The sequence below is a fragment of the Oerskovia turbata genome (genome assembly GCF_000718325.1).
Taxonomy (GTDB): Bacteria; Actinomycetota; Actinomycetes; order Actinomycetales; family Cellulomonadaceae; genus Oerskovia; species Oerskovia turbata.
Genome location: NZ_JOFV01000011.1, coordinates 48,188 through 61,184, shown reverse-complemented (window position 1 = coordinate 61,184; position 12,997 = coordinate 48,188). Strand labels below are relative to the sequence as shown.

Genomic DNA, 12,997 nt, shown 5'->3' with positions numbered 1-12,997 from the left:
GCTCCGTTCAGTGGGTGCGTGGTGCTGTGCGGGTGGCGAGGTCGGTCACGGCCGCCCGGTCGATCTTGCCCGGCCCGCGGCGGGGCAGGTCCGCCACGACGAGCAGGTCGCGAGGCGCGGCGGGCGGTCCCAGCGTAGTCGCGACGGCGCGGCGGGCGCGGCCCAGCAGGTCGCGTGCACGGTCGCCGTCCTCGTCCTGCCCGGCCGCGGGGCGCACCTCCACGACCGCCAGGACCCGCTGCCCCCACTCGTGGTCAGGGACACCGACCACGCAGACCTCGCCGAGACCCTCGACTCCTGCGAGCGCAGCCGCGAGCACGGCCTCGACCGCGGCCGGGGCCACGTTGACCCCGCCCGTGACGATCACGTCGTCCGCCCGCCCCAGCACCGTGAGCGTCCCGTCGGGCGCGAGGGAGCCCAGGTCGCTCGTGCGCAGCCACCGGGACCCGTCGGCGTCGGTGCGGAACGTGGCGGCCGTGAGCGCCTCCTCGCCCAGGTACCCCGTGGCCAGCACGGGGCCCGCGATCTCGACGACCCCGGCGGCGTCGGGCGGGAGCAGGCGCCCCGACGACCCGTCGACGACCTGCACCCGGACGCCCGCGAGAGGTACGCCGTCGTACACGCAGCCGCCGCTCGTCTCGGTCATGCCGTACGTGGTCACGACCGCGGCGCCCGCGTCGCGCGCGGTCGCGAGGAGCGCGGGCGACGCCGCCGCACCACCGAGGAGGATCGCGTCGAACGAGAGCAGCGCGTCGAGCGCGGCCCCGCTCCCCGGACCGGGGTGCAGGAGGCGGTGGAGCTGGGTCGGGACGAGCGAGACGTACCGACGGCCCGTGCCCATGCGGGCCGTCGCGGCGGCGAACCCGTGCGCGGTGAACGGGGAGTCGAGGTCCGCGGTGACGAGCTCCGTCCCGGCGACGACCGACCGCAGGACGACCTGGAGCCCGGCCACGTGCGTGGGGGGCAGGGTCAGGAGCCACTGCGCGTCGCCGCCGAGCCGGTCGTGCGTCGCGCGTGCGGACGCGACGAGGGCGTCCGCGCTCAGCGCGACCTCGCGCGGCAGCCCGGTCGAGCCCGAGGTGCGCAGCACGAGCGCCGTGCCGTCGGGCAGCGGACCCGAGTACGCGAGCGGCGTGGGCGCGAGTGCCGGGCCTCGCCCGCGCAGGGCGTCGGCGACCGCGGTCCGCAGGTCCGTGACGTCGGCAGGTGCGGGTCCGTCGGCGCGTGGCATCCCTCCAGCCTAGGTCGCGTCGTAGTGTGACGAGGAACCGGCTGGACGACGTGTGAGGACTGGGATGAACTGGGTGAGGACGTCACGAGCCGTGTGGTCCGTGACCGTGGTGGCGGGACTGCTGGCGCTCGCGGGGTGTGGGGGCGCACCGACGGACGCGCCGAGCAGCACCGTCCCGGCGGTCGACGGTGCCGCCAAAGGCAGCCCACCCGCACCGGCGGTCCCGCCCGCCTGGCCGCTGACGGGGGTCCCGTCCGACGACGTCGCGGTGCGCCCCGCGCTGGCCGTCAAGATCGAGAACCTCCCGCAGGCGCGCCCCCAGACGGGCCTCGACGCGGCCGACATCGTGTGGGAGGAGGTGGTCGAGGGGGGCATCACGCGGTTCGTCGCGGTGTTCCACTCCGAGGCACCCGAGACGGTGGGGCCGATCCGCTCGGTCCGCCCCATGGACCCGGCGATCGTCGCACCTCTGCAGGGGATCCTGGCGTACACGGGGGCCCAGCAGCCGTTCATCGACGCGGTGGACGCCGCCGGCATCCAGTCGATCATCATGGACCAGGGCGACGGCGGGTTCTTCAAGCAGCGGGGCAAGCGCGCGCCGCACAACGTCTTCGGGACGACCGCCGACTTCTGGGACCAGGCAGACGAGGAGCGGACGAGCCCGCCGCCGGCACAGTTCGGTTACACGCGGGTCGCCGGGCGCGGGACGGCGACGACCGCGGGCGCACCGGTCGCGCTGCTCGACGTGAGGCTGTCGGGCGGTTCGCGCCCGCAGTGGACCTGGGGGGCGGACGAGAACGCCTTCCTGCGCAGCGAGGGCACGACGCCCGCGGTCTCGGTGGACGGCGTGCGGCTGTCGGCGGCGAACGTCGTCGTGCTGAGCGTCGAGATGGTGAGCACGACGTTCAAGGATCCTGCGGGCAACCCGGTGCCGGAGACCAAGCTCGTCGGTACGGGGGAGGGGCTCGTGGCGAGCGGTGGCAAGCAGGTCGCGGTGACGTGGTCCAAGGACGCGGTCGAGTCGCCGCTCGTCCTCACGGGGCCCGACGGCGTGCCCGTCCTCCTGGAGCAGGGCGCGACCTGGGTCGAGCTGGTCCCGCGCGGGTCGGGGAGCTACTCGGTCAGCTGACGGTCACGGGGCGCTCGCCCGCCGGGGCGTCCAGGCGTCCAGGACGTCCTCGAGCGCGGGCAACCGGTCGAAGCCGCCGCCCGCGACGAAGTGCCCGCCGCCCTCGACGACCGTCAGGTCGGCGTCGAGGACGCGGGCGAGCGTCTCGGTGAGGTGCCGCGGGACGACGGGGTCGTCGTCGGCGACGACGACGTGACGCCGCAGGGTGCGCGCCGTGAGGCCGGCCGGGTCGAGGGGGCGAGCGACGAAGTGGTCGACCTCGGGGATGCCGGGGACCTCCTCGACGAACCCTGCGACCAGGGCGAGCCCGCCGAGCCGCCACTCGTCCTGCCGGGCGGCGAGGTGCTGGAGGATGCTGACGCACCCCAGGCTGTGCCCCACGAGCACGGTCCCCTCGTCGAGGGGACCGATCGCCTCGGCGAGGGCGTCGAGCCACGCGTCGAGGTCCGGCGCCTGCGAGCGCGGCAGGTCGGGCACGACGACCTCGAGGCCGTGGGGCGTGTAGCGGTCGCGGACAGCTCCGAACCAGTGGTCGTCGGACGAGGCCCCCAGGCCGTGCACGACCACGATCCGGGTCACGATCCGGGTCACGGGCGGGGGAGCGTCGTGGGGCTGTGCGCGGGGCAGGTCGGTCGTCGCGGCGTCGTCGTCGAGAACGGTCATGCCCGGAACGCTATCGCCTGTCGCGTCGACCGCGTGCCACCCGGCGCAGCCCGACGTCGCGACCGGCCGGTGCGCGGCTCATCCTCCCGGGGGAGGACCCGCTCACCCCTGGGACTGACCGCGAGGGCGCGAGGTCGAGCCGGTGGGCCGATGTGGTGACCGTGGGGTTCGCGGGAACGTAGAGGCATGGCAACGATCAACCCCACCCAGAGCCCGTTCGAGCCCACGTCCACGGTCACCCCGTTCCCGCCCTCGATCGCCCCTGCCCGCCCTGCCCTGCGCTCCGAGGACCAGGACGACGACGAGACCGGCGCACGCCCGGCCGCGTCGGTCGGGCCTGTCGTCGTCTCGATCGTCCTGCTGTTCGGGCTGGCGGTCGCGGTGGCCTTCGCGGGTCGCGGGATCGTCGAGATGCTCGCCACGTTCGCGTCCGGGTCCTGACCCTCGGCACGGCCGTCCCGGTCGCCTGGTCCAGCCCTGGTCGTCCCCGGTGAGAGCCGACCGGCCCGACCCTCCCGTCAGAAGGAGTACGGGAAGCCGTCCCACTGCGGGTCGCGGCGCTCGAGGAACGCGTCGCGCCCCTCGACGGCCTCGTCGGTCATGTACGCCAGTCGCGTGGCCTCGCCCGCGAAGACCTGCTGGCCCGCGAGCCCGTCGTCCGCGAGGTTGAACGCGAACTTGAGCATGCGGATCGCCTGCGGCGACTTGGTCGCGATGATCCGTGCGTACTCGAGCGCGAGCCGCTCGAGGTCCGCGTGGTCCGCGACCTCGTTCACGGCACCCCACTCGTAGGCGTCCTGGGCCGAGTACTCGCGGGCGAGGAAGAAGACCTCGCGGGCGCGCTTCTGGCCGACCTGCCGGGCGAAGAGCGCCGATCCGTAGCCTGCGTCGAACGAGCCCACGTTGGCGTCGGTCTGCTTGAACCGGGCGTGCTCGCGGCTCGCGATCGACAGGTCCGCGACGACGTGCAGCGAGTGCCCGCCGCCCGCGGCCCAGCCGTTGACGACGGCGATGACGACCTTGGGCATGGTCCGGACGAGACGTTGGACCTCGAGGATGTGGAGCCGCCCGGCCTTGGCGGGGTCGATCGCGTCGGCCGTCTGGGCGTCCTCGCTCGTGGTGTACCGGTAGCCGTCACGCCCCCGGATGCGCTGGTCGCCGCCCGAGCAGAACGCCCAGCCGCCGTCCTTGGCCGACGGACCGTTGCCCGTGAGGAGGACCGTGCCGACGTCGGAGGTCATGCGGGCATGGTCGAGGACCCGGTAGAGCTCGTCCACGGTGTGCGGGCGGAACGCGTTGCGGACCTCGGGTCGGTGGAACGCGACGCGGACCACGGGCAGGTCGCGCTCGTGCGCCTCGCCGTCGCGCGTGCCGCGTTCGACACCGCGGTGGTACGTGATGTCGGTGAGCCCTTCGAAGCCGGCGACGGTGCGCCAGGCCTGGGGGTCGAACGTCTCGGACACCTGTGCGGGGATGCTGCTCACGACCGTCACCCTAGCCTCCCGGGACGCGGGAGCGGGGTCCGTGCCGAGATGTCCGGGGCGGACGCGGGACACCGGGGGCGGTCCTCGTGCCCTACGGTGTGGAGGCGAGGACCTTGGAGGTCTTGACGGCGGTGCACGCAGTCGTGTACTTCGGTGGAGCCCCTTGTGTGCTCAAGATCATGTCGCTGGTCCTCGTCGTGGAGGGTCGTCGGCCTCGAAACCTCCCGGAGGAAGTCACTGATGGCCCCAGAGACCGAGAAGCACGTCCCCCGCAGGCAGGCCCGGGGCACGCAGCGCCGCGACACGATCGTGTCGGCCGCTGCCGAGCTGATCCTGCGCGACGGTCCGTCGAGCGTGACGCACCGGTCCGTGGCCGCGCAGGCGGACGTGCCGCTCGCGGCGACGACCTACTACTTCTCGGGCCTCGACGACCTCCTCGCGGCGGCCGGGCAGCGCATCGTGCGGGACTGGGCGGACCGTGCTCAGGCGATCGGCCACGCGGTCGCGGACGCGGTCGCCGACGGCGGGGTCGACGCGCTGAGCACGCGCTCGCGCGCGCTCCTGCTCGTGGACGCCGTGCTCCCGCCAGGGGACCACGGAGAGCTGCTCGGCTTCTACGAGCACGTGGTCAGCGCGGGACGCAGCCCGGTGCTCGCGACCGCGTTCGCGCAGGGCCGAGGGGAGCTCGACGTCGTCGTCGACGAGCTGCTCGCGCAGCTCGGTCTCCGGTTCTCCGCGGTCCTGCTGATCGCGGTCGTGGACGGTGCCGCGGTCACCGCGCTGTGCGAGGGGCGCACCGTCCGCGACCTCGCGGTCGACTGTGTCACCGAGCTGCTCGGCACCGCCTGACGCGCGGCTCGCGCCGCCCCGGGGCCCGGCACGGAGATAGCCTGTGACCGTGCCTCCCACGTCCCTCTCGACCCCGAGCCCTCGTCTCGTCGCCTGGTCGACGCCCCTGCGCACCCGCTTCCGCGGCCTCGACGCGCGCGACGGTCTGCTCGTGCGGGGCGAGGCCGGTTGGGCCGAGTTCTCGCCGTTCTGGGAGTACGACGACGCCGAGTCCGGCGCGTGGTTGCGGGCGGCGCGGGAGGCCGCGGACGAGGGCTGGCCGGCGCCGGTCCGGGCGAGCGTGCCGGTCAACGTCACGGTCCCCGCGACGGACCCGCAGCGCGCGCACGACATCGTGACGTCGTCCGACGGCTGCCGGACCGCCAAGGTCAAGGTCGCGCAGCGCGACGGGCGCGGCGTCGTCGAACCGGTCGACCAGGAGGTCGCGCGCCTCGAGGCCGTCCGGGACGCCCTGGGGCCGGGCGGCCGGATCCGGGTCGACGCCAACGGCGGCTGGGAGCTCGACGAGGCCCTGCGGCGACTGCCGCTGCTCGACCGCGCGGCCGGCGGGCTCGAGTACGTCGAGCAGCCGTGCGCGAGCGTCGAGGACCTCGCCGCGGTGCGCCGCGCGACGTCGGTCCTGGTGGCCGCCGACGAGTCGATCCGCCGCGCCGAGGACCCGTTCGCGGTGCTGCGGGCCGAGGCCGCGGACGTCGTGGTGCTCAAGGTCCAGCCGCTCGGCGGGGTCCGGGCATGCCTCGACCTGGCCGAGCGGGTCGGGCTGCCCGTGGTGGTCTCGTCCGCGCTCGAGTCCTCGGTCGGGCTGGCTGCCGGGCTGGCGCTCGCGGCGGCCCTTCCCGAGCTTCCCTTCGCGTGCGGTCTCGCGACGGCCCAGCTCCTGACGTACGACGTGGTCGACGAGCCGCTGCTGCCCGTGGGCGGCGAGATCGTGGTCCGGCGTCCTGAGCCGTCGGCGGCGGCTCTCGCGCGCGCGTCCGCGGACCGGGCCACGGCCGAGCGGTGGGTCGAGCGGTACCGGCGCGTGGGTGCCCTCCTCGACGGAGCGGCGGCGTGAGCGCCGCCGACGGGGAGGGCCCGGCCCTGCCGCCTGCGGTCGCGGCGGCCCGCGAGATCGTCGCGGGTCTCGTCGCTGACGGGGTGCGCGACGTCGTCGTGTCGCCGGGGTCCCGCAGCGCTGCGCTCGCCTACGCGCTCGCCGCGGCCGACGCGGCGGGCCTGCTCACGCTGCACGTGCGGATCGACGAGCGGTCCGCCGCGTTCCTGGCCCTGGGGCTCTCGCGCGGGTCGTGGACGACCGAGGGACCGGGCGGGCTGCTCCCCGTCGCCGTGGTGACGACGTCCGGGACGGCCACCGCCAACCTGCACCCCGCGGTGCTCGAGGCGCACCATGCCGGGGTCCCGCTCGTGCTGCTCACGGCCGACCGGCCGCACGAGCTGCGCGGCACGGGGGCGAACCAGACGACCGACCAGGTCGGGCTGTTCGGGGCCGCGGTCCGCCAGGCGGCCGACGTCCCGGCGCCGGACGGGCGGCCGGGCGAGCTGAGGGACCTGCGTGCGGTCCTCGTCCGGGCGCTCGCCGCGGCCCGCGGTACCCGCTCGCGGTATCCCGGCCCGGTGCACCTCAACGTGGCGTTCCGTGAGCCGCTCGTGCCTCCTGCGTCGCTGGGAGCGCTGTCGTCCGGTGCCGACGAGGCCTGGGTCTCTCCCGACCGGACCCTCGTGGCGGGGGTGCGCGACGACGTCGGGCCGTGGCCGCTCGACCCGTCCCCGGCGACCGTGCTCGTCGCGGGCGACGGAGCGGGGGCGGACGCGCGACGCCTCGCCGAGGCGCGGGGCTGGCCCCTGCTCGCCGAGGCGTCGTCGGGGGCCGCCGCGGGCAGCCACGCGATCGCGGCGCACCGGCTCGTGCTGGGCGCGCTGGGAGAGCAGGTCGAGCGCGTCGTCGTCATGGGGCGCCCCACGCTCTCGCGCCCCGTCCAGCGGCTCCTCGCGCGCGCGGACGTCGAGGTGCTCGTCGTCGCGCCCGGGGGCGGGCCCTGGCCCGACGCGGCGCGCTCGGCGAGCGCGATCCTGCCCGGTGTCCCGGCCGGGTGGTGGTCGGGACCGGCGGGCGACCCGCACTGGCTCGACGTGTGGCGCGGCGCGGGGGAGGCGGCGCGCAAGGTCGTCGCCGACCGGTCGTCCGCCCCCGGCCCGACGACGCCGCTCGCCGTCGCGGCAGCGGTCGCCCAGGCCTCGGGCCCCGACGACGTCCTCGTGGTCGGGTCGAGCAACCCGGTGCGCGACCTCGACCTCGTGGTCGACTGGGACGTCTCGCCGCTCGTGCTCGCCAACCGCGGGCTCGCGGGCATCGACGGGATGCTGGCGACCGCGACGGGGGTCGCGCTCTCCGCGGCGCGCGCGGGCCGGCGCACGCGCGCGGTCGTGGGCGACCTCACGTTCCTGCACGACGTGGGCGGGCTCCTGCGCGGACCGCACGAGCCCGCCGCAGACCTCCAGGTCGTCGTGGTCAACGACGACGGCGGCTCGATCTTCGCGACGCTCGAGTACGGGGCGCTCGCCGAGGACGCCCCCGAGACGGCGACGGCGTTCGAACGCGCGTTCTCGACGCCGCACGGTGCCGACCTGGCAGCGCTGTGCGCGGGGTACGGCGTCCGCCACCGGCTCGTCACGAACACCGCTGACCTCCGGGCCGAGCTTGCGCGCGTGCCCCGCGGGGTCGAGGTCGTCGAGGTCCGCGTCGAGCGTGCGGGACGACGCGCCGAGGGTGCAGCGCTCGCCGCCGACGTCGCCGAGGCCGTGCGGCGCGTGCTGCCACGGGGGCGCGACGGCCGTGGCAGCGCCGGGACGGGCGCCTGAGAACCCTCCCAGGGGCCGTCGGGAACTCGCAGCGAACTCACAGGGACGTTCAAGGGACGTTCCAGCGCCGGGGTGTGAAGTAGTCCTCAGAACGAACGAGGAGGGAACACCCCATGACCGAGAACACCCCGCAGGTCCCCGAGCCCCAGGCTCCCCGCGACGGCGACACCCAGCGCATCGAGGCGCAGCCCACGCAGCAGCTCCCCGTGTCCCCGACGAGCCCGGCTGCCCCCGCCCCGCAGGCACCCGCGCGGCAGCACTTCGCCGCCCCGCACCCGGGTCCCGTGCCCGCGCCGCCGGCGCAGCCCGCGCCGCAGCAGCCGGCACCCCAGCAGCCCGCGCCGCAGCAGCACGCGCCGTACGCCGCGCAGGGGCCGTACGCGCCGCCGCAGCACGCCCCGGCCGCGACCAGGCGCAGCAGGACGTGGATCCCCGTGGTCGGCGCCGCCGCTGCGGCCGCGGTCCTCGCGAGCGCCGGCACCGCCGGGCTGCTCGGCGTCCTCGACGGCGACGGCTCGACCCGCAGCTCGCTCGCGTCGGTCGGGGAGGCCGAGGGGAGCTCGACGGTCCCGGTCTCGGACTCGACGTCGGAGAACCCGAACTGGCAGGCCGTGACGAGCGCCGTCGCGCCGTCGGTCGTCTCGATCCAGGTCACCACGGCCGCCGGCGGAGGCGAGGGGTCGGGCGTCGTGATCGACACCGAGGGCCACGTCCTGACGAACAACCACGTCGTCGAGGGTGCGCAGGACGACACCGTCCAGGTCACTCTCAGCGACGGTCGCCTGTACGAGGCGAAGATCGTGGGTCTCGACCCGACGACCGACCTCGCGGTGGTCAAGCTGGTCGACCCGCCGAGCAACCTCACGCCGGCCTCGTTCGGAGACTCCGACGACGTCACCGTGGGCGAGTCGGTCCTGGCCGTCGGCAACCCCCTCGGCCTGGCCAACACGGCCACGACCGGCATCGTGTCCGCGCTCGACCGCCCGGTCGCCGCGTCGGGCTCCGACGGCGGCAGCACCGTGGTCACGAACGCGATCCAGATCGACGCCGCGATCAACCCGGGCAACTCCGGCGGGCCGCTGTTCAACGCGCAGGGCCAGGTCATCGGCATCACCTCGTCGATCGCGACCACGTCGAACCAGTCCGGTTCGATCGGCCTGGGCTTCGCCATCCCGGTGAACCTCGCGAAGAACGTCAGCGCGCAGCTCATCGAGAACGGCACGGCCGAGCACGCGTTCCTGGGCGTGAGCATGACGGACGCGACGGCCACGGCCGACGGCGTCACGCGCCGCGGCGCCGAGGTCAGGTCTGTCTCGGACGGCTCCCCGGCGGCCGAGGCAGGCATCACGACCGGTGACGTGATCGTCGCGATCGACGGCAACCCCGTGAGCGGCGCCGAGTCGCTCACCGGGTTCGTGCGCGAGCGTGCGACCGGTGACGTCGCGAAGGTCACGCTGGTCCGGGACGGCAAGACGGTCGACGTCGACGTGACGCTCGCCGCCAAGCCGACGGAGACGACCTCGGGCGACCAGAGCGGCTCGGGCCGGCAGGGCTCGGGCTCCGACCAGGGTGGTTCGAGCCAGGACGGCTCGGGCCAGCGGGCGCCGGGCAGCGGTTCCGACCAGTCCAGCCCGAACAACCTGCCCAACCCCTTCGACTGGTTCAACGGTCAGGGCTGAGGCGCCACAGCCGGGCCCGGCGGCGTCGGCGGTGGCGGCGGGGATCCCCCCTGTGCCCGCCGTCGGCCGACGCCGCTGCGGTCCTTCGAGCGTCCCCCGGTCCGCGTTCCCCCCTGTCGACCGGCGGGACCACCGAGGTGAGGCTCTGTTCCCCTGCGGGCGCCCCTCGGCACGGATGCCCCGGTCCGTACGGTTCGCCGTACGGACCGGGGCATCCTCGCGTCCGGCCTACTGGTCGCGGACCGGTAGCGCCTCGTCGTCCGGCGTCGGGGCGGCGATCACGGCGGGACCGTCCCAGGGGGACGTGAGCAGGGGGTCGGCGTCGAGCAGCGCGAGCGTCTTGGTCGAGCGCACCTCGGTGGTCGTGTACCCGAGCGCGTCGGCCACCTCGCGGGGCAGGACGTCGGCGAGCGTCACGCGCGTGGCCCGGAACTCCTGGCCCCAGGCCTCGACGGCGGCGACGAGCTGTCCGGCGACGGTCGTACGGTCGGCCGCGGGGTCGACGGCGATCTCGTCGATCTCGACGACCGCGCCGTTGGCCGTGAACGTCAGGCGCTGGCTGGCCAGGAGATAGCCGACGACGCCCGTCGAGTCCTCGGCGACCAGCAGCAGGGTGTCGAGCGCCCGCAGCAGGGGCCCGACGACGCGGTCGTGCGTGGCCCGGTCCGGTGCGTCCGGCTGGAGGCGGACGACGAGGAGCCAGAGGTCCTCACGGTCTGCGGTCGTGGCGCGGCGTACGGCGACGTCGCTTTGCGTGGGGGCCAGAGTCATCGTCGTCGCGTCGGTCACCGGGTGAACTTAACAGGCGGGACCGGCCACTTCCGAGACCTGTCCGTCGAACGGTCGATCCGTCGCGTACTTCACGAAACCACGGGTGGAGTCCGGCGTCCTGGCGCCGTTCCAACGGTGGAGACGCGTCCACCGTGCGGACGCCCGTCTCACTCCCCGAGCGCGTACCGCATGGGTTCGAGCTTGGCCTCGGACTCCGCGAGCTCGGCCGCGGGGTCGGAGGCCGCGACGATGCCGCAGCCCGCGAAGAGGCGCACGTGGTGCGGGTCCCGGGCCGACAGCTCGGCCGAGCGCAGCGCGATGCCCCACTCGCCGTCGCCGTCCGCGCCGAACCACCCCACGGGCGCGGCGTAGCGGGCACGGTCCATGCCCTCGATCTCCCGGATGAGGTCGCGGGCCGCGAGGGTCGGCGTCCCGCACACCGCGGCCGAGGGGTGCAGCGCGGCCGCGAGCGCCAGGCTCGTGGGTGCCGGGCGCCCGTCGGCCCCGGCCACGAGCACCCCCGTGACGTCGGAGGCCAGGTGCAGCACGTTGGGCAGGTGCAGCACGAACGGCGCGTCGGGGACGTTCATGGACGAGCAGAAGGGGGCGAGCGCGTCGGCGACCGACGCGACCGCGTACTCGTGCTCCTCGAGGTCCTTGGACGAGCGGGCCAGGTGGGCGGCGCGCAGCAGCGAGTCGTCGTCGGCCTCGGCGCCGCCCGACCGGCGGATCGTTCCGGCCAGCACGCGCGAGGTCACGAGACCTTTCTCGCTGCGCACGAGCAGCTCGGGGGTCGCGCCGACCATGCCGCCGACCGAGAACGTCCAGCACGCGTCGTACGCGGTCGCGAGACGTCCGAGCATCCAGCGGGGGTCCACGGGCCGCTCGGCGGTCGCGATCACGTCCCGTGCGAGCACGACCTTCTCGAGGTCGCCCCGGCGGATGCGGTCGACTCCCTCGGCGACGACCGCGGTCCAGTCCTGCGCGCTGAGCGACCCGTCGACCGTGGTGACCCGTCCCGGCCCGACCACGGGTGTGCGGTGGGTCGGGTCGAGGACGGACGCGACGTCGTCGGGCAGGGTGTCGCCCCGCGCGACGGTCGTGACCCAGGCCGTGCCGCCGCGGCGTCCGACGACGACCCGGGGGACGACGATCGTGCCGCCCGGGCGGGCGGATCCGGTGGTCCCCGAGGCGTCGTCGAACTCGAACGACCCGAACGCGACGAGGCCGGTGCCCGGCAGGGACACCTCGTCGTGCACGACGGCGGACCCCAGGAGCTCCTGCCAGGCCTCCTCGGCGTCGGCGAAACGACCCGGGCCCCACGACTCGACGCGGAGGGTCTCGCCCCAGCCGACGATCCCGTCGCCGCGCCGCACCCAGGCGAGCGGTCGGGCGTCGGGCAGGAGGTCGGTCAGTGCGGTGAGGTCGTCCGGCAGCCCGTCGGGCAACCTCGTCGTGCGCACGACGAGGCGCGGGACGGCGGGCGAGCCGGGGGAGCCGGTGCGGGGGGACCCTGCCGGGGCGGTGCCGAGGTCGTCGGGGCCTGCCGGGAGGTGGGAGTGCTCAGTCATCGCCTCCAGCGTAGGCGTGAAACGATGGGCGGCATGTCGCGAGCCAGCCTGGACAAGAAGCCCACCGAGGTCGCCTCCATGTTCGACGGGATCGCCCGTCGCTACGACCTCACGAACGACCTCATCTCCCTGGGGCAGGACCGGCGGTGGCGCAGGCACACGGTCGACGCGGTCGCGGCGCTGCCGGGCGAGCGTGTCCTGGACCTCGCGGCCGGGACGGGCACGTCGAGCGAGCCGTTCGCGGACGAGGGCGTCGAGGTCGTGCCGTGCGACTTCTCGGTCGGCATGCTCCAGGTCGGCAAGCGCCGACGCCCCGACCTGCCCTTCGTCGCGGGGGACGCCACGGCGCTGCCCTTCGCCGACGCGTCGTTCGACGCCGTGACGATCTCGTTCGGTCTGCGCAACGTCGTGGACACGAGCGCCGCCCTGCGCGAGATGCTGCGTGTGACACGCCCGGGCGGGCGCCTGGTCGTGTGCGAGTTCTCGGAGCCGACGTGGAAGCCGTTCCGCGTGCTCTACACCGACGTCTTCATGCGGATGCTGCCGGTCGTGGCGGGGGCCGTGACCAAGGAGAAGGGGTCGTACGAGTACCTCGTCGAGTCCATCAGGACCTGGCCCACGCAGCCCGAGCTCGCGCACCTCATGCTCGACGCAGGCTGGGAGGGCGTCGCGTACCGGAACCTCAGCGGCGGCCTCGTCGCGCTGCACCGCGGGATCCGTCCCGTCTGACACGACCGACCGAGCGAGGTGCGCCCCGACAC

Annotated in this window: 12 protein-coding genes; 7 read left to right on the top strand and 5 right to left on the bottom strand. The window is 74.9% G+C overall.

What is annotated here, in order from left to right; genetic code table 11:
- Positions 1-7 precede the first annotated feature (7 nt).
- Positions 8-1,231: an AMP-binding protein gene (locus tag IE95_RS0112860; RefSeq protein WP_036571989.1), complete on the bottom strand. Its 1,224-nt coding sequence runs from the start codon at positions 1,229-1,231 to the stop codon at positions 8-10.
- A 64-nt stretch (positions 1,232-1,295) separates the two neighbouring features.
- On the opposite strand from IE95_RS0112860, the gene IE95_RS0112855 reads away from it, so the two are divergent.
- Entirely contained in the window at positions 1,296-2,360 is a 1,065-nt protein-coding gene (locus tag IE95_RS0112855) for a DUF3048 domain-containing protein (protein ID WP_036571988.1), read from the top strand.
- Positions 2,361-2,363: 3 nt separating this feature from the next.
- On the opposite strand, the gene IE95_RS0112850 is transcribed toward IE95_RS0112855, so the two are convergent.
- Positions 2,364-3,023, bottom strand: coding sequence for an RBBP9/YdeN family alpha/beta hydrolase (locus tag IE95_RS0112850; RefSeq protein WP_051703080.1), 660 nt, complete (start codon positions 3,021-3,023; stop codon positions 2,364-2,366).
- Positions 3,024-3,209: 186 nt separating this feature from the next.
- On the opposite strand from IE95_RS0112850, the gene IE95_RS0112845 reads away from it, so the two are divergent.
- Positions 3,210-3,464, top strand: coding sequence for a hypothetical protein (locus IE95_RS0112845; RefSeq protein WP_030152023.1), 255 nt, complete (start codon positions 3,210-3,212; stop codon positions 3,462-3,464).
- A 77-nt stretch (positions 3,465-3,541) separates the two neighbouring features.
- On the opposite strand, the gene IE95_RS0112840 is transcribed toward IE95_RS0112845, so the two are convergent.
- Positions 3,542-4,507, bottom strand: a complete 966-nt coding sequence (locus IE95_RS0112840) for a 1,4-dihydroxy-2-naphthoyl-CoA synthase (RefSeq protein ID WP_030152022.1) — start codon at positions 4,505-4,507, stop codon at positions 3,542-3,544.
- A gap of 240 nt (positions 4,508-4,747) precedes the next feature.
- Between IE95_RS0112840 and IE95_RS0112835 the strand changes: the two genes are divergently transcribed.
- The 4 genes from IE95_RS0112835 (at position 4,748) to IE95_RS0112820 (ending at position 9,894) form a co-directional block, all read left to right on the top strand.
- Complete coding sequence (locus IE95_RS0112835) at positions 4,748-5,356, top strand: TetR/AcrR family transcriptional regulator (protein ID WP_051703079.1); 609 nt, start codon at positions 4,748-4,750, stop codon at positions 5,354-5,356.
- A gap of 49 nt (positions 5,357-5,405) precedes the next feature.
- A complete protein-coding gene (locus IE95_RS0112830) occupies positions 5,406-6,410 on the top strand; it encodes an o-succinylbenzoate synthase (RefSeq protein WP_030152020.1) in 1,005 nt (334 codons plus the stop codon).
- Entirely contained in the window at positions 6,407-8,215 is a 1,809-nt protein-coding gene (menD, locus tag IE95_RS0112825) for a 2-succinyl-5-enolpyruvyl-6-hydroxy-3-cyclohexene-1-carboxylic-acid synthase (RefSeq protein WP_206053336.1), read from the top strand. Before IE95_RS0112830 ends, menD begins: the two co-directional genes overlap by 4 nt.
- Positions 8,216-8,328: 113 nt before the next feature.
- Positions 8,329-9,894 (top strand): S1C family serine protease, encoded by a 1,566-nt coding sequence (locus tag IE95_RS0112820; protein ID WP_051703078.1) that lies wholly within the window; start codon positions 8,329-8,331, stop codon positions 9,892-9,894.
- Positions 9,895-10,122: 228 nt separating this feature from the next.
- Here the strand turns inward: IE95_RS0112820 and IE95_RS19010 are convergent, their stop codons facing one another.
- Positions 10,123-10,683, bottom strand: a complete 561-nt coding sequence (locus IE95_RS19010) for a GNAT family N-acetyltransferase (RefSeq protein WP_036571987.1) — start codon at positions 10,681-10,683, stop codon at positions 10,123-10,125.
- Between the two features lie 149 nt (positions 10,684-10,832).
- Positions 10,833-12,236, bottom strand: coding sequence for an isochorismate synthase (locus IE95_RS0112810; RefSeq protein WP_051703077.1), 1,404 nt, complete (start codon positions 12,234-12,236; stop codon positions 10,833-10,835).
- 33 nt (positions 12,237-12,269) lie between these two features.
- Here IE95_RS0112810 and IE95_RS0112805 point away from each other — a divergent pair, with 33 nt between their 5' ends.
- Complete coding sequence (locus tag IE95_RS0112805) at positions 12,270-12,965, top strand: demethylmenaquinone methyltransferase (RefSeq protein ID WP_030152015.1); 696 nt, start codon at positions 12,270-12,272, stop codon at positions 12,963-12,965.
- Positions 12,966-12,997: the final 32 nt, after the last annotated feature.